The organism is Algoriphagus lutimaris (assembly GCF_017051705.1).
Classification (GTDB): domain Bacteria; phylum Bacteroidota; class Bacteroidia; order Cytophagales; family Cyclobacteriaceae; genus Algoriphagus; species Algoriphagus lutimaris.
The window spans coordinates 253,792-277,933 of record NZ_JAFIDJ010000003.1 but is presented as its reverse complement, the minus strand read 5'-3'; the positions used below and the strand labels follow the sequence as shown (position 1 = coordinate 277,933).

Here is a 24,142-nt window from a genome sequence, read left to right as displayed (position 1 = left end):
AAAATAGGGGTAGTACCCTATTTTTAACATATAATTACTCAATAACCCGTTAACCAATTATAAAAATGAGTTTAGCAAAGAAAGCGCTCGAACAAGGAGAAGGAATATTAAGATTGACTCCCACTTGGGTTCCCAGATCATTTTGTGTGCCTGGTAGAAGAATCAAATTGCACCCAGATGATTATTATGCCTTAGGTGGAGCCAGAGGGGGTATAGACGAGCGTTGGTTTTCGTCTACTACTCCAGCAGAGAATGGACCGTTGACAAGCAAAAATGAAGGGTTGAGTCATATTGCTTTTGAAGAAAATGGAAAAACAGAATTGTTTTTGCTTAAAGATGCCATCAATGAATTAGGAGGTCAGATCATAGGAGAAAGACTTTGGGATAAGTACAAGTCTTGGCCTATGTATTCCAAGTTTTTTGATAATATGGGGCCTTTACCGCACCATATACACCCGAGTGATGAGTTTGGGAAATTGACTGGACAAAATGGTAAGCCAGAAGCTTATTATTTTCCTCCCCAAGTCAATAACCATGGGGGTGATTTTCCTTATACATTTTTCGGTATTGCTCCAGGAACTTCCAAAGAGACCATTTTAGAATGTCTGAAGAACTTCAATAAAGGAGATAATAAAATCACGAATTACTCTCAGGCTTTTAAGTTAGAGCCGGGAACTGGATGGAATGTTCCTCCTGGAATGCTTCATGCACCTGGAAGTTTATGTACCTACGAACCTCAAAAAGCTTCGGATATTTTTGCGATGTACCAATCACTGGTAAATGAAGCCATTATACCCGATGAGTTGTTATGGAATGCCACTCCAAAAGATAGATGGGGCGATTATGACCTCTTAGTGGAGATGATCGATTGGGATTTGAATGTCAATCCTAATTTGATGGATAACCATTACATGGAGCCTATACCTGTGAAGGACCGTGCCACTATGAATGCCGAAGGCTACGATGATAAATGGATTTGTTACCGCTCTCATGATTATTCAGCAAAAGAATTAACCATTTTCCCCGGACAAACTGTGACCATTAAAGACTCAGCGGCTTATGGAATGATCATGATGCAAGGATATGGTAAGATGAATAATTGGGATATTGAGACTCCGGCATTGATTCGATTTGGGCAGTTGACCCATGATGAGTATTTTGTTTCAGAAAAGGCAGCTCAAGAAGGAGTGAAAATTACGAACCATTCCAAGACTGATCCGATCGTCATGCTAAAACATTTTGGACCAGATAATCCTGACCTTAAAGTAGTGGAGTAATCCTAACTTATAGGTCGAGTTTAATAAACAAGTGCAATAACATAAAACCCACTTTTAACTATGAATAATTTCCCGAAATTACATAATGCAACGTGGCCTGGATTAGTAGGAAAGGGCCCAGACTCCGAACCTGTAATTCCTTTTGATTCGCTTTTGGAGATGACAGCTGCTGCTGAAGTCAATGGGGTGAAATTTGACGGAGTAGATATTGGTTTACTTGAGCCACATATCAATTTAGATGCTCCTGATGAGGCAAAGAAAGTTGCAGATAAAGTATCAAAATATAATTTGAATATAGGTTCGATGGTGGCGCCGATTTGGGCTGGAGCAGCTATGGGGACAGAAGAACAGCGAAAAACATTTTTAGAAATGGTTCGCAAATCCTGCGAATTCGGAAAAGAGCTCAATGACTTGGGGGTCAGAAAGTATGGGGTGATCCGAATAGATTCAGCTTCTTCTGTGGAGGCTTGGGCTAAAGACCCTGCAGGAAATACTAAGCAAATTGCAGATACTTTTAGAGAAGCATGTGATATTGCTGCTGGGTTTGGTGAGAAGCTTGCTGCAGAAGGAGAGATTTGTTGGGGAGCCATGCACAGCTGGAAACATATGGTAGAATTGATGGAAATGGTGGATAGACCAAATATTGGTTTCCAGGCTGATATGTCCCATACCTTCCTTTACACGTTGGGGTATAATGCTCCAGAACATAGGATTTTACCAAAGGATGTAGATTTGAAAGATAGAGGTGCTATTGAGACAGCTCTGAAAACAGTGACCGATGCGTTAAGACCTTGGACAATTGATTTCCATGTGGCTCAAAATGATGGAAGTGTTTTCGGTTCTGGATCACATGATAAAACAGGACGCCACTGCCAAGCTACAGATCCAAATGGTTTGTTGGATATTACCCATGATGCAGGATATTGGTTGAGAGATGAAAATGGAAATTTAACGAAAGCCTTTAAGCATATCTGTTGGGATGGCTGTATGTTCCCGAATTCAGTAATGGAAAATCAACAGACATGGAATGATATTTTGGCGGCGATGATCAAAGTGAGAGAGGCTCACGGATGGTCAGAATAAATTATTAAGCCAATAATCAAGAGGTGTAGTTCACCCTCTTTTTCAATTTTCAATAATAGATTTAAAAACAATGAGCGAAAAAAAATATATACGAATAGGATTAATCGGAACAGGTTTGATGGGTCGAATCCATACCAACGGCTATAAACGATTGGCAGACTTCTTCCCAGAATATGAGCATAGACCAGTTTTGCAGGCTGCTTGTTCCAGAAGAAAGGAAAAGGTGGAAGCATTTGCAGAACAGTGGGGCTATAAGTCGGTAGAAACCGATTGGAGAAAATTATTGGAAAGAGACGATATCGATGCAGTGGATATTTGTACTCCTAATGATATGCATGCCGAAATCGCCATTGCAGCTGCTAAAGCAGGAAAAATGATTCTTTGTGAAAAGCCGTTGGCAAGAACAGTGGAAGAAGCAAAGAAAATGGTAGATGCTATAGAAGAAGCTGGAGTTCAAAATACGGTTTGGTATAATTACAGAAGAATTCCTGCAGTTACCCTAGCAAAGCAGATTGTTGCTTCAGGGAAGCTTGGAAAAATTTTCCATTACAGAGCAAACTTTCTTCAGGATTGGACTATCAGCCCTGATTTACCACAGGGAGGAGATGCATTATGGAGACTAGATGCAGAAGCTGCAGGTTCGGGTGTGACCGGTGATCTATTGGCACACTGTGTTGATACAGCTATGTGGATCAATGGTGGAATCAAAGATGTCTCTGCCATGACAGAAACCTTTATCAAAGAGCGGGTACATCAAGGTACAGGTGAGAAGAAAGAAGTAACCATTGATGATGCTTGTATTTTCCACTGCCATTTTGATAATGGATCTTTGGGACTTTTTGAAGCTACTCGATATGCAAGAGGTCACAAGGCGCTTTATACTTTTGAAATCAATGGAGAGCATGCTTCCATCAGATGGGATCTTCATGATCTGACAAGATTGGAGTATTTTGATCACGATGATGAAGGACAAGTAAGAGGATGGAGGTCAATTCACGTGACGGATGGAGATCATCCTTACATGGATAGATGGTGGATTCCAGGAACTTCCATTGGGTACGAGCATTCGTTTATTCATCAAGTAGCTGACTTCTTTAAAAGCTTAGATGAGGGTACAGAATGCCACCCTACTTTTAAAGATGCTTTTGAGACTCAAAAAGTATGTGAGGCAGTGATAAACTCTGCGAATGAGAAAGCATGGAAAGACACAGGTGTTGAATGGACTGAAAAATAATTTTCTTAAATTCGATTCAAATCTATTGGCTCAATCAAGTTATCCTTGGTTGAGCTTTTTTATAGAAAATTAAATAACCCGTACATGACAAAGAAACTCTTTTTCACCACCAAATTTGCTTTTTTTTTACCGATTGCTTCCCTACTTTTTTTCGGATGCGAGTCTCCAACGAATAAGGATGAAGCAGTAGCTAAAAAAAAGACCAATATCATTTTTATCCTTGCTGATGATTTAGGTTATGGAGACTTGGGGTTCTTGGGGCAACAATACATTGAAACCCCTAATATTGACCGGCTGGCAAAAGAAGGAATGTTCTTTACTGATTTTTATTCAGGTTCCACAGTTTGTGCTCCTTCGAGATCTTCTTTTTTGACTGGTTTGCATACAGGACATACCCCCATTAGAGGTAATTCAGAGGTGCAGCCTGAAGGTCAGTTTCCAATGCCCGATTCTGTAATGACGGTTGGTAAAGCCATGCAACAAGCAGGTTATGTCACTGGTGCTTTTGGAAAATGGGGCTTAGGATTTATAGGATCGACAGGAGAGCCAGTGAACCAAGGGTTTGATGAGTTTTTTGGGTACAATTGCCAACGATATGCGCACCGTTATTACCCTGCTTATTTATGGCATAATGATCAAAAAATTGATTTGCCAGGTAATGATTGGACTACTACTGGGGATTACGCACCGGATATTATTCAGGAGAAGACTCTGGAGTTTATAGATCAAAATGCGGAGAAACCGTTTTTTCTTTTTATGCCTATTGTAACTCCTCATGCAGAACTCGCTGCCCCTGATGACGAGTTAATGGCTAAATACAAAAAGATGTTTCCAAATGAAGAACCTTATGTAGGGGGTAAAGGTGCTGATTATGGTCCTGATATGCGTATTCCAGGGTACCAGTCTCAACCTTATCCTCATGCAACTTTTGCAGCAATGGTAGAAAGGATTGATCGTTATGTGGGTGAGGTCATAGATAAGTTGGAAGAGAATGGTCTTTCAGATAATACGCTAATTATTTTCAGTTCAGATAATGGTGCGCATCGAGAGGGAGGAGCGGATCCTGAGTTTTTTGATAGTAATGGACAATTCAGAGGTTTTAAGAGAGATTTATATGAAGGGGGAGTTCGGGCTCCAATGATTGCCTGGTGGCCGAACAAGATCAAAGCAGGAACTACCACTGGCCATGTGGCTGCATTTTGGGATTTGCTTCCCACTTTTGCTGAGGTAGCGGGGGCGAAGATATCTTCGGTAATCGATGGGATTTCATTCTATCCTACCTTGGTGGGAGAAGGAGAGCAGCAAGAACATGAGTATTTGTACTGGGAATTTCATGAGCAGGGAGGAAAACAAGCAGTTAGACAAGGCAACTGGAAAGCTGTGAAACTAGAAGTATTTAAAAGTGATCAGCCTATTTTGGAATTATATGATTTAAGTAAGGATCCTGGAGAAACTAATAACATCGCAAATGAGTTTCCCGAAAAAGCTCAGGAGTTACAAAGCTTGATGAGTTCATCCCATATCCAAAACCCTATATTTTCTTTTTACAGAAGTGAGAAGGAGTCTTCTGAGGAATGATGAATTATTTTGTAAAGGATCTAGTTTTTATATCGTTGAAAAGTATATAAAAGAGGAGGTGATGCAATTGAAAAATGTGGCTTTAAGAAATATGATTTTTCTCATTTTCCCTTGAAAAACAGCCCTTTTTTGACCGCTGGTGTTATTCCTTCCTCAAAAAATTAGAATATTGCCTTACCTTTAATGACCTCGATTAACCGTTCGAAATATACCATTCGATATGTCTATCTCAAATCAAGTAAACCCAATTGCCACGATCATACTTTCGGCTCTAAGTGACCAAGTTGCTGAGAAATCGATTGTTTGGTTAGCTCAAAAAAGAGAGAAAATTCTATTGTCCGAAAAGGAAATGGATTTTTTTATGGCCTTTAGTCAGGCTTCTAGATATTTTAAAAGTATTCCTTTTAAACTTAGCGTGGATCAGTTTCACGAATCCCAAGCTTTATGTGCGGGCCTAAGGATGGATTTATGGAGCCAACTTCAGGCGTCAAGAGTTTATTTACTACTTCAATATCCAGCAGCTGATTCAGCTTCTTGGAAGAGTACCCTTCAAAAGCTATTTGAAACAGGAGATATGCTTGAAATTGAGGCCTTGTACTCGGCATTGCCGATTATGCCTTTTGCAGAAGAAATGATTGGTAGAGCCAGGGAAGGTTTGAGGACCAATATCACTTCCGTGTTTGATGCAGTGGCATTAAATAATCCTTATCCATCTACCTACTTCGATGAGAGCGCCTGGAATCAAATGGTTGTGAAAGCCATTTTTATGCAACGCCCTCTGTTCAAAATCCAGCATGCAGAAGCACGAGCTAACCAAGAGCTGGCTGATATTATCATCGATTTTGCTCATGAAAGATGGTCTGCAGGGAGAAATGTAATTCCTGAATTGTGGAGGTTTGTAGGTCCTTTTATTAATTCAAAAAATATTGAGGACCTTAAGAAAGTGGTAGAAGAAGGCAGCGAATTAGAAAAAAGGGCGGCTTTATTGGCATGTAGTATGTCGGATTTTCCTGAGGCTAAAAGCCTTTTGGAAAAGAATGGCGAAATTGAAAACGAAATAGAATCAGGAAAGCTTAATTGGGATTGGATAGGCGAAGAAGCAATGGCTTTAGCTTAAATCTTTTAAGAAGCATAAAAAATTAGTAGAGAACCCCAAATTTACCAGACATGGAAATGTTTATTGATCCACATATACACGTTACGTCCAGAACAACTGATGACTACGAAGCAATGCGAAAAGCAGGCATTGTGGCGATCATAGAGCCTGCCTTTTGGTTAGGTCAACCCCGCACCGAAGCTGCTAGTTTTAAAGATTATTTCAGCAGTTTAGTTGGGTGGGAACGTTTCAGAGCCAAGCAATTTGGAATTGTACATTACTGTACGATTGGTTTAAATTCAAAAGAGGCCAATAACGAGCCTTTGGCAGAACAGGTGATGGAACTACTTCCACTATATGCAGGCAAGCAAGGGGTAGTAGCAATTGGAGAGATCGGTTATGATGATCAAACTGCAGCAGAAGATAAGTTTTATAGACTGCAATTAGAACTAGCCAAAGAAATGGATCTTCCAGTGATGATTCATACTCCACACCGTGACAAGAAAAAAGGAACCACAAAAAGCATGGATGTCAGTGAGGAACATGGTTTGGCTCCAAATATGGTGATTGTGGATCATAATAATGAAGAGACCGTAAAAGAAGTATTAGATCGTGGCTATTGGGCTGCATTTACCATTTACCCACACACCAAAATGGGAAGCGAGCGAATGGTGGACATTGTAAAACAATATGGGCCAGAACGGATTATTGTAGATTCTGCCGCTGACTGGGGAATATCAGATCCATTGGCAGTTCCAAAAACTGCTGCATTGATGCGTAAAATGGGAGTACCGGAAGAACACATTCGATTGACCTGTTATCAAAATGCTTTGACAGCATATTCCCAGAGTGGTCAAATGGATGAATTGGATTGGTTGAATGCTGAACCAATAGACCAGACCAAGAAAATGTCAGGAAATTCAGTGTTGAGAGGAGGCCAAGTTCCCCGAGTAGATGGGCCTGCCGATCGTGTGGAGAATTAATTCATGAATACATCGAAGGTATTTGCTCATTTGCAGCTTACCAGGCCAGCCAATGTGGTCACTGCCATAGCAGATATTTTGGCGGGTTTTGCTATTGCTGGAATGGGCGTTTATTTAACTTCTTTTTCTAATGAAAGTGGTCATTTAATAGAATTAGCTTGGTTGGTGTTGTCTACCATTGGACTTTATGCAGGAGGGGTAGCTTTTAACGACGTTTTTGATGCCGATCTAGATGCAGTAGAAAGACCAGAGCGCCCCATCCCTAGTGGAAGAGCCTCTATAAGAAGTGCTGCTACCATGGCATTTTTGCTTCTTGTGATAGGAGTACTAGCCGCTGCAATGGTCAGTATGACTTCAGCAATCATTGCATTTGCTGTTGCCTTGTGTGCCGTGTTATATGATTATTGGGGTAAGCATCAGCATTTTTTTGGTCCTATCAATATGGGGCTGTGCCGAGCAGGAAACTTGTTATTAGGTATCAGCGTGATTCCAGAACTAGTTTCTGAATATGCCTTTATAGGATTGATTCCATTGATATTTGTATCGGCTATCACCATGATCAGTAGAGGAGAAGTTCATGGGAAAAATAAAAAAGCCTTATTTGGGGGCTTATTTATGTATATCGCGATAGTAGCGGGTATCCTTCTGTTGGCTCATAGCTTTGGAGGGAAGCTTATGGAAGTGATTCCTTTCGTGGTTCTATTTGTTTTTATGGTGTTTCCACCCTTGGTAAAGGCCATTCAAAAACAGGATCCAAAATTGATTGGGAAAGCAGTCAAAGCCGCGGTGATTTCATTGATAATAGTAAATGCGTCACTGTCTGCAGCATTTGCAGGATGGTTATATGGTTTAATGGTATTAATCTTATTGCCAATTTCTCTTTGGCTGGCCAGAAAATTTGCAGTGACCTAAGCTAAAAAATATGCTTAAAGCAATAAATTGCAGGCCGAAAGAACCTTTTGCCCCTGTTTTAGATTGAGTAATTGATGAAAAGAATAATAGAACAATCATTTGCGGTACCTTATACCTATCCGGTGATTTTCTCTCAAAACATATTTGATGAGGGAGATGATACCTTGGCTGGTTTGCTAGACAATGGCAAAGGAGGGAAAGCCTATTTTGTGGTTGATAGTGGAGTAGCTAAAGCTCATCCTAGCTTAGTGGATCAAATCAAGGAATATGCCGATGCACATACTGCTCAGTTTAAATTATGTGCCGAACCACTGATTGTTCCAGGGGGTGAAGCTTCCAAAAATGACCTTCAGTACTATGAAAAAATAGTAGAGGCTACCCATTTATATGGTATTGACCGACATTCTTACATCGTTGCGATAGGGGGAGGGGCAGTATTGGATATGGTTGGTTTTGCTGCGGCCATCTCTCATAGAGGCATTAGGTTAATCCGAATCCCTACTACCGTCCTTTCACAGAATGACTCTGCAGTGGGGGTTAAAAATGGAATTAATTCATTTGGTAAAAAGAATTACTTGGGCACTTTTGCACCTCCTTTTGCCGTGTTAAACGATTTCAATTTCTTAGAAACATTGGATGAAAGAGATTGGAGATCCGGAATTTCCGAAGCGATCAAAGTAGCATTGATTAAGGATTTGGATTTTTTTGAATGGATAGAGGATCACGCAATTTCTCTAGCGAATAGAGAAATAGAACCCATGCAAGAATTGATTGTGAGATGTGCCCAAATGCATTTAGATCATATTGCGGGAAAAGATCCTTTTGAAATGGGTTCTTCCAGACCATTGGATTTTGGCCACTGGGCCGCCCATAAAATGGAGCACCTTTCGGGTTATGAAATCCGACATGGAGAGGCTGTAGCGATGGGGATCGCATTGGATTCTACCTATTCCTTCTTAAAGGGGATGATTACTGAAGAAGAACTTCAAAGGATTGTCTCGGTACTTTCAAGATTAGGGTTCCATCTATACAATGAAGTACTTTCTGGTGATATGTTGTTGAAGGGATTGGAAGAGTTTAGAGAGCATTTAGGTGGAGAATTAACCATTATGTTATTGTCCAAGCTTGGTCGAGGAGAAGAGGTTCATGAAATGGATCAAACGCTAATTATTGCGGCTGTGGAAAAATTGAAAGCCTTTCAAGCGGACCGGTTGATTACTAATTGATTTTGCATTTTATTTCAGAAAACTCTTAAAAATAATGATTGTAAAAGAAGGAACTCACCTGACTTATTGTACCAATATTCACCCTGGAGAAAGCTGGAAAGAAACCTTCGAAAATCTTAAAAAATACATCCCCAATATTAAGGAAGAACTTTCTTCCGCTCAACCTTTTGGGATTGGATTAAGGCTCTCCAATGAAGCTAGTTTGGTTTTACAAAGACAAGAAGAACTACATCAGTTTAAATCTTGGTTGGAAGAAAATGACTGCTATGTTTTTACCATGAATGGGTTTCCCTACGGTGGCTTTCATGGACAAGTGGTAAAAGACAAGGTCCATTATCCGGATTGGACTACCAAAGAAAGAAGAGATTATACCATTCGACTTTTTGAAATACTCGCAGAATTACTTCCTGATCAAATGGAGGGAGGTATTTCTACTTCTCCTTTGTCTTATCGATTTTGGTTTAATACCCAACATGATTTAGATCGAGCGATTACAAAGTCCACCACCCATTTGGTTCAGGTAGTAACTAAATTGATTGAGATTAAGCAGAAGACCGGAAAAGTCTTTCATTTGGATATTGAGCCAGAACCGGATGGTATTTTAGAAAATACAGCAGAAATGCTCGCCTATTTTCAAGATTGGTTGATCCCAATGGGGACCAGAGATTTGATGGACTCCCTTCAAATGAGCAAACAAGATGCGGAATCGGCAATTAGAGAGCATATTAGATTATGTTATGATGTTTGTCATTTTGCCTTGGTTTATGAAAAGCCTGCTGATGTTTTCAAGGCAATGGAAGCAGCGGGAATTAAGATTGGAAAGATTCAAGTCTCAGCAGCATTGAAAATCAATATCCCGGATTCAGAATCTGGAAGATCCTTGATCAAAGAAACGCTGTCGCCATTTGCTGAGTCCACTTATTTACATCAGGTAATTGGAAGAGATCATAACGGACATATCGAATCCCATAGAGATTTAGATCAAGCGTTGAATTTACTTTCCGAAACCACTCAAAATGAATGGAGGATTCACTTCCATGTCCCTGTTTTTTTATCGGATTATGGACAGGTATCATCTACTCAATCTGATATTTTGGAAGTACTGGAATTGGTTCAGGAAAAAGATGTTTCAAAGCATCTCGAGGTGGAAACCTATACATGGGATGTATTACCTGAGGGGATAAACATAGATATTCAAAGTTCTATCATTCGAGAACTTCTCTGGGTGACTGAAAATATCAAGAAGAAATGAAAAAAACGGTTGTCATAGATGTGGTGGCCTTGTCCAAAAGGTTGATAGGTGAACATACCCCATTCTTAAAAAAGTGGACTTCAGATAAACTTCAAGCTTCTATTGATCCAGTTCTTCCGGCAGTTACCACCTCTGCTCAAACTACCTACTTAACCGGGAAGTGGCCTACCGAACATGGGATTGTAGGTAATGGATGGTATTTCCAAGACGAGTGTGAGATCAAATTTTGGAGACAATCCAATAAGCTGGTTCAAGCAAAAAACATATGGGATATTGCTAAGGGGAAAGATCCTAATTTCACCGTTTCCAATATGTTTTGGTGGTATAATATGTATTCTACCGCTGATTACCAGGTAACTCCAAGGCCATTGTACCCCTCTGATGGTAGAAAAATACCTGACTGCCATTCTCACCCTATGGATTTAAGAGATAGGCTTCAAGAAGAGTTGGGGCAATTTCCTTTATTTTCTTTTTGGGGTCCTAACGCCAATATAGAGTCTACCCAATGGATTGCGAATGCTTCCAAGAAAGTAGATGAATGGAAAAATCCTACCCTCACCTTAATCTACCTTCCACATTTGGATTATGGGCTTCAGAAATATGGAATAGATTTCTCCAAGATCTCTAAAGATTTAAGGGAGATAGATGCAGTTTGTGAAGACTTGATTACTTACTATGAAAATCAAGGAGCTGAAGTGATTTTACTTTCTGAATATGGAATCACCTCGGTTTCGAATCCTGTCCACCTCAACCGGGTTTTTAGAAAAGCGGGACTTATCCAGGTCAAAAATGAATTGGGTTTGGAAACATTAGATGCTGGTACAAGCCGTGCATTTGCCGTGGTGGATCACCAATTGGCGCATATTCATGTCAAAGATAAGGCTGACCTTCCTTTAGTTAAAAAGCTCTTGGAGGAGACTCCAGGTGTAGATCTGATTTTAGATGAAGAAGGAAAGAAGAAGTATCATTTAGATCATGAGCGTTCCGGAGATTTGGTAGTTGTCGCGGATAAAGACTCTTGGTTCACTTATTACTTCTGGTTGGATGATTCAAAAGCACCTGATTATGCCAGATGTGTAGCGATTCATCAAAAACCAGGGTACGACCCAGTGGAATTATTTATAAATCCTGAATTCTCCCTACCTATGGTCAAAGTGGGATTGAAAGTTTTGAAGAAGAAATTGGGCTTCCGGTATTTGATGGATGTGATTCCTTTGGATGCTACTTTGGTAAAGGGTGCACATGGTAGAATTCCAGAGGATAGTTTAGATCACCCAGTGTTTTTTACAACGGATGAATCCTTAATTGAGGATAACCATATTTCTCCTGTAGATATTCAGGGCTTGATTATGAAAAAGATTTTTGAGTAAACAAAATTAGCTATTTCACACATCTGATATGTAAATAATACATTCAAAGAAAAGAAAAAGCCATCCCCATTTGGGGATGGCTTTTTAGTTGATTATAAGGTTGGTTTATTTGGCATTGAAGGTCATTCCTGATACTACAAAAGTACCGGATCCTCCATCATTTTTAGGTTTGGTAACTACAAATAGCTTATGAAGCTGTCCATCTGCATTTCCTGTAATTGGGATAGTAAATGGACCAAAGTTTGGAGCTCCTTCAGGCCCGCTGGATGGTTTTTGAACAAATGTAGAAGACCCAACCAATTCGCCAGTTGGAGAATCTAATCTAAGTTCGAAATCAAACTCATCTCCAAGGCTTCCCATCGTTACAGCGATTGCAGTTACGGAACCCACCCCTGTCAAATCAATTCCATCCATAGAGAACGAAGCCTCAGTTTTTGGGACCATTAATAGGTTATTTCCATCATAGCTCATACTGCTATACCCACCAGCATAATCTCCTGTATTCCCCATGTCTACAGTGTTGCTTTTTAGCAATCGTGTGGTAGAGCCTGTTAAAGGTTTTACATTTTCCCCTCCTTGATCTGTATAGGATGCATTGAGCATTAATACACCATTAGGGCTCGGGGTTTTTCCAGCTGTCGCATCAACTGTTCCCGATGCTGGTAAAGATGGAGTGGTTACTTGATCCAAAGAAAGAATATAGGCTACTAAGGCATTTAGGTCAGAATCCTTTAAATCCGGGTTTGCAGGCATTGCTGTTTCTCCCCAGACTCCTCCGCCACCATTTTTAATTTTGTTTTTTAGGTAATCTATATCCCTTTGGCCATATTTCTTGGCTACATCCACATAAGATGGTCCTACTGAAGCTTCAGCTTCTTTGTGACAGGTTTTACAAGTCAAAGTGGTAAATAAGGATTTACCCATCATGGCTTCAGTCATCACTTTGTGTCCCATATCAGACTCTGCCTGATCCAGACCTTCGATATAGTCAGCAGAAACATAAAGGGTACTCATATCTGTGGCTGATTCAGGGTTATCTGGATCTTCTACAGATACGCTGTATGATACTTTCTTTCCAGGGAAGTAGAAAGACTGATTTCCATCTATTGAAATGGTTACAATAGGAGCGATATTTCCAGAGTAAACACTTTCTATTCCACTGGTTCCAGTTAACCCATCAGGATCCTTAGCAGTAACTTTTACCTCATATTCGCCTATGGTATTGAATGTATGGGTAAGGGTAGGGACATCAGTTGTTTTGGTTTCGCCGTTTCCTAGATCCCAAGTATAAGTCAAAGGATCATTTTCAGGATCAGAAGAAGCAGCAGTGAATGTAACGGTCAGTGGATTGGTGCCGGAAGTTTTATCTGCAGAAATATCGGTAACTACAGGCGCTCTATTGCCACCATTGAAATCTATTCTAGAAAGTCCTGAATCTGGGTTCTTGGAGAACCATCCATTTCCATATTCCAAAATATAAATTCTGCCATCAGGTCCCATTTCCATGTCTATCAAGGCATTGAATTTAGTGCTTGGCATAAACGGTTCCATCTTATCGAAGTCGCCGTTTTCTTTCATGGTTACCACTTTGACCCACCCTCTAATCCAATCGTAGATAAAGACCTTTCCATCGAAATAATCCGGGAATTTAGTGTCTGCGGTATACATATCGGAATAATACACAGGACCTGCCATGGCATTTCTGCCTCCTGATCCCACTTGAGGAAATTCTTTGGATTCACCATATGGATACCAAATGAATGCCGGGGCAAGTTCTGGTAATTCAGTGATTCCGGTATTGTTTACAGAAGTGTTTTTCGGTCCATTAGGATCAAATGCTGGTCCTGACTCTCCGGTTTCATAATTATATTCATGATAAGGATAATTGTTGCCTACTGCAAACGGCCATCCGAAGTTCCCCGCTTTTCTGGCTTGGTTTACTTCATCATATCCTCGAGGTCCTCGGGTCGCCATGCTGTCTGCATTGGAATCTGGTCCCACTTCTCCCCAATACAAGAAACCATTTTTCTGGTCTACTGAAATTCTATAAGGGTTTCTATTCCCTTGCACATAGATTTCAGGTCTAGTGCCCTCAGTTCCTACTGGGTATAGGTTCCCCTCAGGAATGTCATAAGACCCGTCTTCATTCACTTTAATTCTAAGGATTTTCCCTCTTAAATCATTGGCATTTCCAGAAGATCTTCTAGCGTCATATTGTTCATATCCAGGCCTTTGGTCTAATGGAGCGAAACCATTGTTTCTATATTTTGAATCAGCCTGATTGAATGGAGTAGAATTATCACCCAATGATAGGAATAGATTTCCGTCTTTGTCAAAAGCAATGGAACCTCCAGTATGGCAGCAAATGTCTCTATCAGAATGAATATCCAAAATCACTACTTCGGAGCTCATGTCCCAAGTATTATTCTTGAAAGTAAATCTGGAAAGCCTGTTGATCTCCTCATCACCTGCAGGAGAGTAGTAAACGAATACGTGTCCATTTTCAGCATAATTCGGATCTTTTTGGATTCCCATCAACCCTTCTTCTGCATTGACTCCTTTAACCTCAGTTTTCCAATAAACATCCAGTTTAGCTACCTCTTTCAGTTCTTCTGTTTCATTGTCGAAGAAGAGTATTTCACCTCTTCTTTGTGCTACAAGAATATCCAAATTTGGCAGGATGGTCATCTCTGTAGGCTCGGTAAAGACTCCATAAGCCAAAGGAGTTTTAGTAAACCTGTTTTCTTCTGGTACTCTCTTACTTGTTGTTTTGGAATAATCCAATTCAAGATTGTCTCCAATCGCATACTTAATTCCTTCTAAAAGGTGTTTTAAGTATAATTCTTCAGTGTAAGACTCATTGGTATGTCCGCCTCCAGTGTAGAAAGCTCTTCCTCCATCATAATTATGATACCAGGCAATGGGATGCTCTCCCATATCAAATCCACCTTTGTAGGAGTTTTCGTCTAATTCTAAAAGTACATTCACCTCGGGGTTCATGTTTTTATAGCTATACCATTCGTCTGTTCTTGCCCAAGGACTTGGTAAAAATGAAGTAGCAGGGTTATTAGCATCTACTACGGTGATTTCTCCAGGTTGAACGTTAGGATTAGGATCGTTTATTCCTGGGTGATCAGTAAAATATCCACCTACCAATCGACCGTACCAGCCCCAACCATATTCGGTGTCTGCAGCAGCGTGTACACCCACATATCCTCCGCCTGCCTGAATATATCTTTCAAAGTCAGCTTCCTGGTAACTATTTAATACATCACCAGTTGTGCTCAAAAATATGACAGCGGAATATTGAGCTAAATTTTCTTCGTTGAATTTTTCTGACTGAGTAGTAGTGTCTACTTCAAAGCCATTTTCGGAACCAAGCTTTTGTATGGCTGCAATTCCATTGGGAATAGATTCGTGATAATAACCTGCTGTCTTGCTGAATACGAGCACTTTTGGAGAACCGGAGCGTTTGTTTTTACAACTCCATGTACCCAAACTTACAAGCACCGCTAAGACTAGAATGGTACGTAGGTTTTTTGGGAAATTCATAATATCAATTTTTCTGTAATTAGAGGATTTGCAATAAATCGGGATTAAATAACCGAAAATCAAATGACAAATCGGGCTGAATTACAAATTATTTCTTTTTGAAACAATAGAATTCTTACCATTGGCAGAGATTTTTAATTATTTAACTATTCTAGCTCCATCTGAAGGTTTTACCTCAATAAACTCGGGTTCAATGTTGAAAGCATCAAAGTAACTTTTAGCGATAGATTCCTTGAATTCAGGGATGTATTCATTTTCCAGTAAGTTGATAGTACAACCTCCAAAACCTCCTCCCATCATTCTGGAACCCAGTACATAACTTTTTTTCCAGGATTCTTCTGCCAAGAAATCAAGCTCTTTGCAGCTCACCTCATAATCTTTGCTTAGACTTTCATGAGATGCTTTCATTAATTTTCCAAACTTTACCAATTCTCCCCTTCTTAAACTTTCACCTGCCTGATGAACTCGGACGTCTTCCAAAATCACATGCTTTGCTTTTGAGAAAAGCTCGATAGATAAGATGGATTTTACCTTTGGAAGATCTGTTTCAGAAATATCTCTTAAGGTTTTAATGTCAGGAAATGTATGAGATAAAATTTCAACACTTTCCTCACAAGCAGATCTTCTTTTGTTATAAGCAGAATCGGCTAGTTTATGTTTTACTTTTGTATTGACTAATAGCAAACAATATGGCCCAAGTGAAATTGGGACTTCTTCATGTGAATTGCTTCTACAGTCCAGCAGCAAGGCGTGATCTGCTTTACCGAATGCAGATGCATACGGGTCCATGATTCCACAATTCAACCCTTCGAATAGCTGCTCTGACTTTTGAGCGTATAAGGCTAGAGATTTTTTGGGGATGTTGAAATCGAATAAACCGGAAATTGCAGTTCCAACTCCAACAGAAAGAGCTGCTGAAGAGGATAAACCCGAGCCAACTGGAATATTTCCTCCAAAAACCATATCAAATCCTGCAACTTCATATCCTGCTTGTTTGAATTGGGAGACCATACCCATGATATAATTCGCCCAATGACCTTTTTTTGGAGAAAAAGATTTGACGTCAAATACGAAATCTTCATTAAAATCAAGGGAATGTATTCTCGCAGATTTACTATTGTTTTTTTGAATGGCGAAATGGATTCCTTGGGCTACAGCAGCAGGGAAAACAAAGCCTTCTTGATAATCTGTATGTTCACCGATTAGGTTAATTCTACCAGGGGCAAAGGCAAGAAGAGGCTCTTGAGAGAAAATCTCAACAAAGGAGTTGGCTATAATTTCGCGCATTTATTTACTGATTTGCGTGGATTGCCTTGGGATAAGAGTGGTTTCCAATACGATTGAAATGGGGTCATCTGAGGCTATCCCATCCAATTGATCCAAAAGGTGACTTACAGCCAATTTACCCATTTCGTAACCTGGTTGAGAAACGGTGGTCAATGGGGGTTCAATTACTGCCGAAGTTGGGTTGTTTGTGAATCCTGCCAATGCGATGTCTTGGGGAATTTTTATTCCGTTGCTTTTCCAATGGATTAATACTTCCACTGCTACAGGATCAATCATGCAAAAGACTCCATCAGGTCTTTCCTCCATTTGTAGGATTTCTTCTGCTACAGCTATATTGCCTTCAGAGGTCAAGTCAGTAACTTTGATCAAACTTGGATCTTCTGCAACACCAAATTCGGTCAAGGCTTTCAAATATCCTTCTTTTCTTTTTTTACTAATGTATAAATCTTCAGGGCCAGAAATGTACATGACCCGTTTACATCCCATTTCCAATAAATGTTTGGTTACTTGATAAGCCCCTCCCACATCGTTAAATGTGACTTTGGAGACAGGAATATCTTCTTGTACTCTGTCAAAAAGCACAAATGGAATCTCTCGATTATAGAGTTCAAAAAGGTGTTCGTAATGGTTGGTTTCCCTGCTCAATGAGATCAAAAGGGCATCGACCTGGCTGGCTACTAAAGTTTTGATATTGGCAATTTCCAACTCAAGATGTTCATTGGACTGACAAATCATTACGTTGTATCCCCGTACATTTGCTTGATCTTGAATACCACTGATACAGGATGCAAAGAAGTGGGAAGTAATTTCAGGTACTATTACACCAAGAGTCTTAGTTCTGCTAATCCTTAAACTTTGGGCCAAAAGATTGGGTTGGTAATTCATCTCTTTCGCCATTTCCACAATCTTTCTCTTGGTCTCCGGATGTAATTCTGGAGAGTCTTTTAGCGCACGGGAAATGGTGGAAACAGAAACTCCCAATTTCTTGGCAATTTCCTTCATGGTGACCTGATGCCCTTTTTTCATGATTAAATTTAGGTTAGCATGAATGCAACTAGATGCATTTCAGACAAAGATTAATTTGAAAGATACCATTTTACTCTTGGTAAACCGTAAATAAAACGGTTTCTCCCACCGCTTGCAAGGTTCTGCGGTCAATCAATTCCATATTATCGCTATGGGTATGGTGATAATGTCCAAAGCCATAATCAGGAGAAAAGTCCAAAATATCGATCATAGGAATTCCTGCTTTGGTGTTGACAAAGACGTGATCATCCAAGATCTCAGCAGCATCTCTGTTAACAAAGAAATCCCCATGTCCTATTTTGGCGGCATTTTCCCAAACTTTTCTCAGGATTCCAGCTGCAAATTTTCTGCTATAGCCTTCTCTATAAAAATGTGCTCCTTTGGCACCTACCATGTCTAATAAAATACCATAATAAGCGGTATAATTTGGGATATGCTTGTTTCCAGACCAATACTGAGAACCTAAACACCACCAAAAATCTTGGGAAGGATTGCGGTAAGTGGTTTGATCCGGCTCTCCATCATCTTCACCATCAAAAAGGATAAAGTCAATTCCAACATCCGGTTTCAAATCTTGAGAATGGATGCTTCTGGCGATTTCCAGCAACACACCAACTCCACTCGCCCCATCATTTGCTCCATCAATAGGTTGATCCATATTCTGTGAATCCTTGTCTGCAATTCTTCTACTATCCCAATGTGCAGATAGCATAATTCTTTTGGTTGCAGCTGGATTATAGGAGGCAATGATATTACTAAGATTCCAAGTAAGATTGTCGTAAGTCTTTGCTTCAAAATCCTGAGTTTGAACGCTCATTCCATAACTTTCAAATTTTGAAATGATCCATTCTTTGGTTTCTCGGTGGCCAGAGGTCATTGGAACCCTAGGGCCAAAATCTACTTGCTTCTTGATAAATGCATAGGCAGAGTCCGATGAAAAGCCTGGGTAGGGTTTTACAAGGACCTCAGCTACGTTTTCGGTTTTCTTTTCCGGAGAACTACAGGACCAAGCTAAAATTAATAGGGCTATGAGCCACAATTTATTCTTCATATGCCCAGTCAATTTTATTTTTCATGTCCTTTACCACAAAACCTATTTCTTTTAATCCCGCTCTTATTTCATCTACTTTTGCATAATCACGGGCAGTTTTTGCTTCCGTATACAAGTTGAGAAGCAAAGAAATCATCTGTTGTTGGGTGTCAGATTTTTCTTCAAGCAATCCTAAAATATCTTCCACGAAGGTGATAAATATTTGAATCAATTGATTGAATACCTCCTCACCCAAAGCAGCCGGTTTCAACTGGCCAGTATACATGGAATTAATCTTCTTCAATAAATTGAATAAATGACCAATGGCCTGTGCTGTATTAAAGTCATCATCCATCGCTCTGTAAGCACTACTAATGCTGCTTTCAATTTGCCCCACCTGCTTTTCATCGATGGAGGTATCCTCTGCAAATTGGTATTCTAACATTTTCGCTATCCTCAAGCCATTGATTAGCTTTTTATAACCCTTCTGCGCCGCCTTTAGGGCTTCGTTAGAAAAGTCCAAGGTGGATCTATAATGTGCAGTCAGAATAAAATAGCGAATGGTCATTGGGCTGTAAGCCTGCTCTAATAAGTCATGGTCTCCGTTGAATAGTTCTTGAAGAGTGATGAAGTTTCCAAGAGATTTACCCATTTTTTGACCATTGATGGTGATCATGTTGTTATGCATCCAATAATTTACCGGATCCTTATGATTGCAGGCATTTCCTTGAGCGATCTCACATTCATGGTGAGGGAACATCAAGTCCATGCCACCGCCATGGATATCGAAAGTTGTTCCTAGGTATTTTGAACTCATGGCTGTACACTCCAAGTGCCAACCTGGAAAGCCCACTCCCCAAGGAGAATCCCATTTCATCAGATGTTCAGGAGCTGCATTTTTCCATAAAGCAAAATCTACAGGGTTTCTCTTTTCACTTTGCCCGTCCAGTTGACGGCTCCCACTCATTAATTCATCGATTACTCTTCCTGAAAGTCGTCCATAAGGAGTTTTTTCATTGTATTTCAAGGTGTCAAAATAGACGGAGCCATTGACTTCATAAGCTAATCCTTCCTTCAAAATTGCTTCCACTAAGGCAATTTGCTCTGGAATATGTCCTGTCGCTCTGGGTTCAATATTAGGTTTCCATGTATTCAATAAAGCCATGTCTCTGTGATAGGAATCCGTGTATTGCTGCGCAATTTCCATGGGCTCCAATTGCTCGAGTTTGGCTTTTTTTGCGATTTTATCCTCTCCTTCGTCTGCATCCCCTTGTAAGTGCCCTACGTCCGTGATGTTTCTGACATATCGTACCCGATACCCTAAATGAGTTAAATAGCGATTGACTGTATCAAAGGTGATCGCTGGACGTGCATGACCCAAATGTGCGTCTCCGTAGACGGTCGGTCCGCAGACATAGAGGCCTACAAATGGAGGGTTAATTGCTTGGAAGTTCTCTTTCTTGCGGGAAAGAGTGTTGTATAGCTTTAATTGATGCGATTTCATAAGTCTTCAAAAGTACGAATTTGAATCCGATAATTACTGGGTAACGTGATCCGTTTGATACGGTTCGGAATCGGGCTGCAAAATAGAATATTAGGATCGGAAATAAAGTATTTTTTAAAATAGATAAGTCCTGGATTTACTCAAATCATTTGAAATTTTTGAACTCGATTAAAGAATCATGTAAGAATAAAAAGACCTCCCGATTAATTCTAATCAGGAGGTCTAGATACTTATAATTATTTAATTAGTTGATGCTTTTTAGTGCTTAAAGTGCCTAACTCCTGTCATGACCATCGCCATTCCATGTTCGTTACAGTAATCAATACTCAACTGATCCTTAATGGACCCACCTGGCTGAACTACCGCTGTGATTCCAGCTTTTCCTGCAATCTCCACGCAATCTGGGAATGGGAAGAAAGCATCAGATGCCATGACAGCTCCTTTCAATTCAAAACCAAATTCATGCGCTTTGGTGATAGCTTGCTTTAATGCATCCACACGTGAGGTTTGTCCAACTCCTGAAGAAAACATTTGATTGTCGTTGCTCAAGATAATGGTGTTGGATTTGGTGTGTTTACAGATTTTAGCTGCAAATACCATTGCATCCATTTCCTTTTCAGTTGGAACTTCCTGCGTGACTACTTTAAAATCTTCCTTAGTTTCAGTAGCAAGATCTTTATCCTGTTCAATCACTCCGTTCAGAAGTGTTTTTATCATTTTTGTACCTGGAAGGTCGATTTTCTGACGAAGTAAAATTCTGTTTTTCTTTGAAATCAATACTTCCAATGCTTCCTCAGTAAATTCAGGAGCAATCAATACTTCGAAGAATAATGAATGCATTTCTTCAGCTGCTTCTTTGTCTACAGTTTGATTCGTAACCAAAACACCCCCAAAAGCTGAAATAGTATCTGCTTGGAAAGCTTTTTGGTAGGCTTCTTTCACAGTTGGTGCCAAAGCAACTCCGCAAGCATTGGTATGTTTTAAGATCGCAAAAGCAGTTTCTCCTTTAAATTCAGCAATCAAATTCACTGCTGCATCCACGTCCACCAAATTGTTATAAGAAAGTTCTTTTCCATTCAATTGGTCAAAAAGTGCCTCCATGTCTCCATAGAAATGAGCAGCTTGATGAGGGTTTTCCCCATAACGAAGCGCTTTTGCTTTGTTTTCAGATACTTTCAAAGCTGGGATGTTTTCAGCTCTGTTGAAGTAATTAAAGATATGTGTATCGTAATTGGAAGAAACTTGGAAAGCCTGGGCAGCAAAATAACGACGGTCTTCTAAGGTGGTTGCCCCATCTTGATCTGTTAATCTTTGCTCCAACTCTTGGTATTGATCTTTGGAGGCTATTATGGTTACATCCTTAAAGTTTTTGGCCGCTGCACGGATCAAGGAAATACCACCAATGTCAATCTTTTCAATGATGTCAGCCTCAGAAGCACCAGATGCTACAGTTTCTTCAAAAGGATATAAATCAACAATCACCAAATCTATGGCAGGAATATCGTATTCTGCGGCTTGGGAAAGATCTCCTTCATTATCTCTTCTATATAGAATACCACCAAAGATTTTTGGGTGAAGGGTTTTTACTCTTCCGCCGAAGATAGATGGATAGCTGGTCAATTCTTCAACAGGAACAACTGCTGCGCCTTGCTCTTCAATAAACTTTTGGGTGCCACCAGTGGAATAGATGGTTACACCGTGTTTTTTTAATAGGGCAATGATAGGTTCGAGATTGTCTTTATAGAAGACAGAGATGAGGGCAGATTGAATTTTCTTTGTTGCCATTTGGGAATGGATTTGTTTGATTTCTAAAGGATAACCTTGTCCGCCAAAGCGGAATGCAAAGGTAGGAAAAAAGACCTAAAGGAGGAGTAAATAAAATATAATTTGGAGCAAACTCGAAAAAGGAAAAAGGATGGAGTTTTTCTATTGAAAAAAAAATATTCAAGTTGGGGAGTAGCCGATATAGAGTATTCTAATACATCCTTTACGTGACTCTAATCCATGGTTTCTCATTTTTCTTAGCTTGCCAAATGAAATATATTTTTGAATAATGATTGCTCTATAGGTTAGAAAGATGACCATCATTTAAAAAATCTGTGTTAGCAACGAAAAAAAGGTGCAGTTTCCAACGTGTTGGAAGCTGCACCTTTTCGATTTTTAATCGGCGCAAATTTAATCGTTGGCAGATTTATAAATTGCATCTAGTAAGCTTCCTGCTTCTTTGGTGTCATTTCCAAGTTCCCAGAACATAATGCCACCCAGTCCCTTTTCCATGGTATATTCAGTTTTTAAGGCAACAGAAACCGTGTCGTCATAGGAAACAAACAAGCTATCCTCATCATTATACATGTATGGGGCTTTGGCTTTTTCATCCCAATAGCGTTTGAATTTTCCATCGGGTTCATATTTTTCCCTGATTTGATGATAAGCCATCCAACCTATTTGTAAGCCACCGCTCAACTGATAAAGCCCATTGTTTACTGGTGGAACACCTTTCCAAACTCTTCCATAAAATGCACTTCCAATAACAATCTGTTTAGGATTCACACCTTCTTCAATAAGGAAGTCCACTATTTTTTCAGCTGATCTAGGGTCAGGATCAAGCTTGTTGCCATTTTCATATAAACTGTCCAAGTGTGTCTGAAAAGGAGTTCCTTCAATATCTCCCTTTTTTACATCACCAAGAGGAGTATGGTGTCCCGTATAAATTGATACTCCTGAAACCTGATCATAAGTCATGACATTGGTGTAGTCTGCATATTTCATGACTTCATTTACTTCAATGAAGTCGAAATAGCGTTTCCACCCTGCGGATGCAAATGTTAAAATTTTCGGGGTTTCGAATTGATCCAGCATTTCCCTCAATCCTTTCATCAAGGCTGTGAAATTCTTTGTATCCTCTGGTCTAGCCATGGTTCCCGCACCTGATATTCCCGGGTATTCCCAGTCCATGTCCATTCCATCAAGATTGTATTTTGCAATAAATTCTGAGGCACTCTTGATGAATTTAGTTCGGCTTTCTTCAGTCAAGGCCATATCAGAGAATCCATCAGCTCCCCAGCCTCCGCATGCAATCATGACTTTCAGATTAGGATTGCGCGCTTTTTGTTTGACCAATGCTTCTAATTTAGGTCCTGCTGCTTCTTCATTTCTAAATTTCATTTCACCATCTATGACATTGGTAAATGAATAAATGATATGGGTCAGCTTTTCAACAGGAATTTTTTCAGGTTGATAATTACGTTCTGCGACATAATAGGCCATAATTACAGGATCAGAAGTAAGTGTCGCTGCGTTTTGTGATGTTTCCTGTTCATTTTCGGTGGGCGCTGAACAACTCAAGATAAGTGTCAAGAGAAAAATAAAAGAGAAGTAAGTGGTTTTCAATGTGGTCAAGTTTTATACTTAATTAATAATTTTTATTAAGTAGCAATTACTTAAATTAAATTCTTTTTTAATAATGAAGTGGGAAAAAGATGTCAGTATTGGCTAGAATTTATTGTTTCAGAAAGTTAATTGAGCATAGGTGCCTTATGCTGAGAGGGTTTGAAAGGACCTGTTTCTCTATCTAATTCATAAGACTAGATCCAGATAGGGGTTAAAAGAAATCTTGAATAGGAATCTAGCGTATTCATTTAATTAGCTGATTAATATCATGAATTGACCCCTTTTGCATCATGAACCCATGGCCTTAAAATGGGTAAATTGTATCATTCATTTGGTTTAGAT

17 protein-coding genes are annotated in these 24,142 nt (G+C 39.8%); 10 read left to right on the top strand and 7 right to left on the bottom strand.

Annotation, left to right across the window (positions count from 1 at the left end; all coding sequences use genetic code 11):
- Positions 1-65 precede the first annotated feature (65 nt).
- From JYB62_RS18480 to JYB62_RS18435, 10 genes are all read left to right on the top strand, one after another.
- Complete coding sequence (locus JYB62_RS18480) at positions 66-1,277, top strand: cupin domain-containing protein (RefSeq protein ID WP_205646879.1); 1,212 nt, start codon at positions 66-68, stop codon at positions 1,275-1,277.
- A gap of 60 nt (positions 1,278-1,337) precedes the next feature.
- Positions 1,338-2,360: a sugar phosphate isomerase/epimerase family protein gene (locus JYB62_RS18475; RefSeq protein ID WP_205646878.1), complete on the top strand. Its 1,023-nt coding sequence runs from the start codon at positions 1,338-1,340 to the stop codon at positions 2,358-2,360.
- A 70-nt stretch (positions 2,361-2,430) separates the two neighbouring features.
- Positions 2,431-3,594, top strand: coding sequence for a Gfo/Idh/MocA family protein (locus tag JYB62_RS18470; protein ID WP_205646877.1), 1,164 nt, complete (start codon positions 2,431-2,433; stop codon positions 3,592-3,594).
- 84 nt (positions 3,595-3,678) lie between these two features.
- Entirely contained in the window at positions 3,679-5,172 is a 1,494-nt protein-coding gene (locus JYB62_RS18465; RefSeq protein ID WP_205646876.1) for an arylsulfatase, read from the top strand.
- Positions 5,173-5,392: 220 nt separating this feature from the next.
- Positions 5,393-6,289: an EboA domain-containing protein gene (locus tag JYB62_RS18460; protein WP_205646875.1), complete on the top strand. Its 897-nt coding sequence runs from the start codon at positions 5,393-5,395 to the stop codon at positions 6,287-6,289.
- Between the two features lie 50 nt (positions 6,290-6,339).
- Positions 6,340-7,251: a TatD family hydrolase gene (locus JYB62_RS18455; RefSeq protein WP_205646874.1), complete on the top strand. Its 912-nt coding sequence runs from the start codon at positions 6,340-6,342 to the stop codon at positions 7,249-7,251.
- Positions 7,252-7,254: 3 nt separating this feature from the next.
- Positions 7,255-8,163, top strand: coding sequence for a UbiA-like protein EboC (gene eboC, locus JYB62_RS18450; RefSeq protein WP_205646873.1), 909 nt, complete (start codon positions 7,255-7,257; stop codon positions 8,161-8,163).
- A gap of 74 nt (positions 8,164-8,237) precedes the next feature.
- Entirely contained in the window at positions 8,238-9,389 is a 1,152-nt protein-coding gene (locus JYB62_RS18445) for a 3-dehydroquinate synthase (protein ID WP_205646872.1), read from the top strand.
- Positions 9,390-9,423: 34 nt separating this feature from the next.
- The gene (gene eboE / locus JYB62_RS18440; protein WP_205646871.1) at positions 9,424-10,641 is read left to right on the top strand and encodes a metabolite traffic protein EboE; all 1,218 of its coding nucleotides are present in this window, start codon (positions 9,424-9,426) and stop codon (positions 10,639-10,641) included.
- The gene (locus JYB62_RS18435; protein ID WP_205646870.1) at positions 10,638-12,011 is read left to right on the top strand and encodes an alkaline phosphatase family protein; all 1,374 of its coding nucleotides are present in this window, start codon (positions 10,638-10,640) and stop codon (positions 12,009-12,011) included. Before eboE ends, JYB62_RS18435 begins: the two co-directional genes overlap by 4 nt.
- A 105-nt stretch (positions 12,012-12,116) precedes the next feature.
- Here the strand turns inward: JYB62_RS18435 and JYB62_RS18430 are convergent, their stop codons facing one another.
- The 7 genes from JYB62_RS18430 to JYB62_RS18400 form a co-directional block, all read right to left on the bottom strand.
- Positions 12,117-15,563, bottom strand: a complete 3,447-nt coding sequence (locus JYB62_RS18430; RefSeq protein ID WP_205646869.1) for a ThuA domain-containing protein — start codon at positions 15,561-15,563, stop codon at positions 12,117-12,119.
- A 138-nt stretch (positions 15,564-15,701) separates the two neighbouring features.
- Positions 15,702-16,850, bottom strand: coding sequence for a galactokinase (gene galK / locus JYB62_RS18425; RefSeq protein WP_205646868.1), 1,149 nt, complete (start codon positions 16,848-16,850; stop codon positions 15,702-15,704).
- Positions 16,851-17,876, bottom strand: a complete 1,026-nt coding sequence (locus tag JYB62_RS18420; protein WP_205646867.1) for a LacI family DNA-binding transcriptional regulator — start codon at positions 17,874-17,876, stop codon at positions 16,851-16,853.
- Between the two features lie 70 nt (positions 17,877-17,946).
- Positions 17,947-18,927, bottom strand: coding sequence for a M28 family peptidase (locus JYB62_RS18415; RefSeq protein WP_205646866.1), 981 nt, complete (start codon positions 18,925-18,927; stop codon positions 17,947-17,949).
- Positions 18,917-20,410 carry a cysteine--tRNA ligase gene (gene cysS / locus JYB62_RS18410; RefSeq protein WP_205646865.1) on the bottom strand — a complete coding sequence of 498 codons (1,494 nt, stop codon included), beginning with the start codon at positions 20,408-20,410 and terminating at the stop codon, positions 18,917-18,919. The genes JYB62_RS18415 and cysS overlap by 11 nt, the downstream gene beginning before the upstream one ends.
- 258 nt (positions 20,411-20,668) lie before the next feature.
- Entirely contained in the window at positions 20,669-22,195 is a 1,527-nt protein-coding gene (gene purH, locus JYB62_RS18405) for a bifunctional phosphoribosylaminoimidazolecarboxamide formyltransferase/IMP cyclohydrolase (protein ID WP_205646864.1), read from the bottom strand.
- A 390-nt stretch (positions 22,196-22,585) separates the two neighbouring features.
- Positions 22,586-23,809: a glycoside hydrolase family 18 protein gene (locus JYB62_RS18400; protein ID WP_243431638.1), complete on the bottom strand. Its 1,224-nt coding sequence runs from the start codon at positions 23,807-23,809 to the stop codon at positions 22,586-22,588.
- Positions 23,810-24,142: the final 333 nt, after the last annotated feature.

Excerpts from the sequence above, each read along its gene's own strand:
- JYB62_RS18455 (WP_205646874.1), top strand. The coding sequence starts at position 6,340 with ATGGAAATGTTTATTGATCCACATATACACGTTACGTCCAGAACAACT.
- JYB62_RS18435 (WP_205646870.1), top strand. The coding sequence starts at position 10,638 with ATGAAAAAAACGGTTGTCATAGATGTGGTGGCCTTGTCCAAAAGGTTG.
- JYB62_RS18480 (WP_205646879.1), top strand. The coding sequence starts at position 66 with ATGAGTTTAGCAAAGAAAGCGCTCGAACAAGGAGAAGGAATATTAAGA.
- JYB62_RS18430 (WP_205646869.1), bottom strand. The coding sequence starts at position 15,563 with ATGAATTTCCCAAAAAACCTACGTACCATTCTAGTCTTAGCGGTGCTT.
- eboE (WP_205646871.1), top strand. The coding sequence starts at position 9,424 with ATGATTGTAAAAGAAGGAACTCACCTGACTTATTGTACCAATATTCAC.
- cysS (WP_205646865.1), bottom strand. The coding sequence starts at position 20,410 with ATGAAATCGCATCAATTAAAGCTATACAACACTCTTTCCCGCAAGAAA.
- JYB62_RS18420 (WP_205646867.1), bottom strand. The coding sequence starts at position 17,876 with ATGAAAAAAGGGCATCAGGTCACCATGAAGGAAATTGCCAAGAAATTG.
- galK (WP_205646868.1), bottom strand. The coding sequence starts at position 16,850 with ATGCGCGAAATTATAGCCAACTCCTTTGTTGAGATTTTCTCTCAAGAG.
- JYB62_RS18465 (WP_205646876.1), top strand. The coding sequence starts at position 3,679 with ATGACAAAGAAACTCTTTTTCACCACCAAATTTGCTTTTTTTTTACCG.
- JYB62_RS18470 (WP_205646877.1), top strand. The coding sequence starts at position 2,431 with ATGAGCGAAAAAAAATATATACGAATAGGATTAATCGGAACAGGTTTG.
- JYB62_RS18415 (WP_205646866.1), bottom strand. The coding sequence starts at position 18,927 with ATGAAGAATAAATTGTGGCTCATAGCCCTATTAATTTTAGCTTGGTCC.
- JYB62_RS18445 (WP_205646872.1), top strand. The coding sequence starts at position 8,238 with ATGAAAAGAATAATAGAACAATCATTTGCGGTACCTTATACCTATCCG.
- JYB62_RS18460 (WP_205646875.1), top strand. The coding sequence starts at position 5,393 with ATGTCTATCTCAAATCAAGTAAACCCAATTGCCACGATCATACTTTCG.
- purH (WP_205646864.1), bottom strand. The coding sequence starts at position 22,195 with ATGGCAACAAAGAAAATTCAATCTGCCCTCATCTCTGTCTTCTATAAA.
- JYB62_RS18475 (WP_205646878.1), top strand. The coding sequence starts at position 1,338 with ATGAATAATTTCCCGAAATTACATAATGCAACGTGGCCTGGATTAGTA.
- eboC (WP_205646873.1), top strand. The coding sequence starts at position 7,255 with ATGAATACATCGAAGGTATTTGCTCATTTGCAGCTTACCAGGCCAGCC.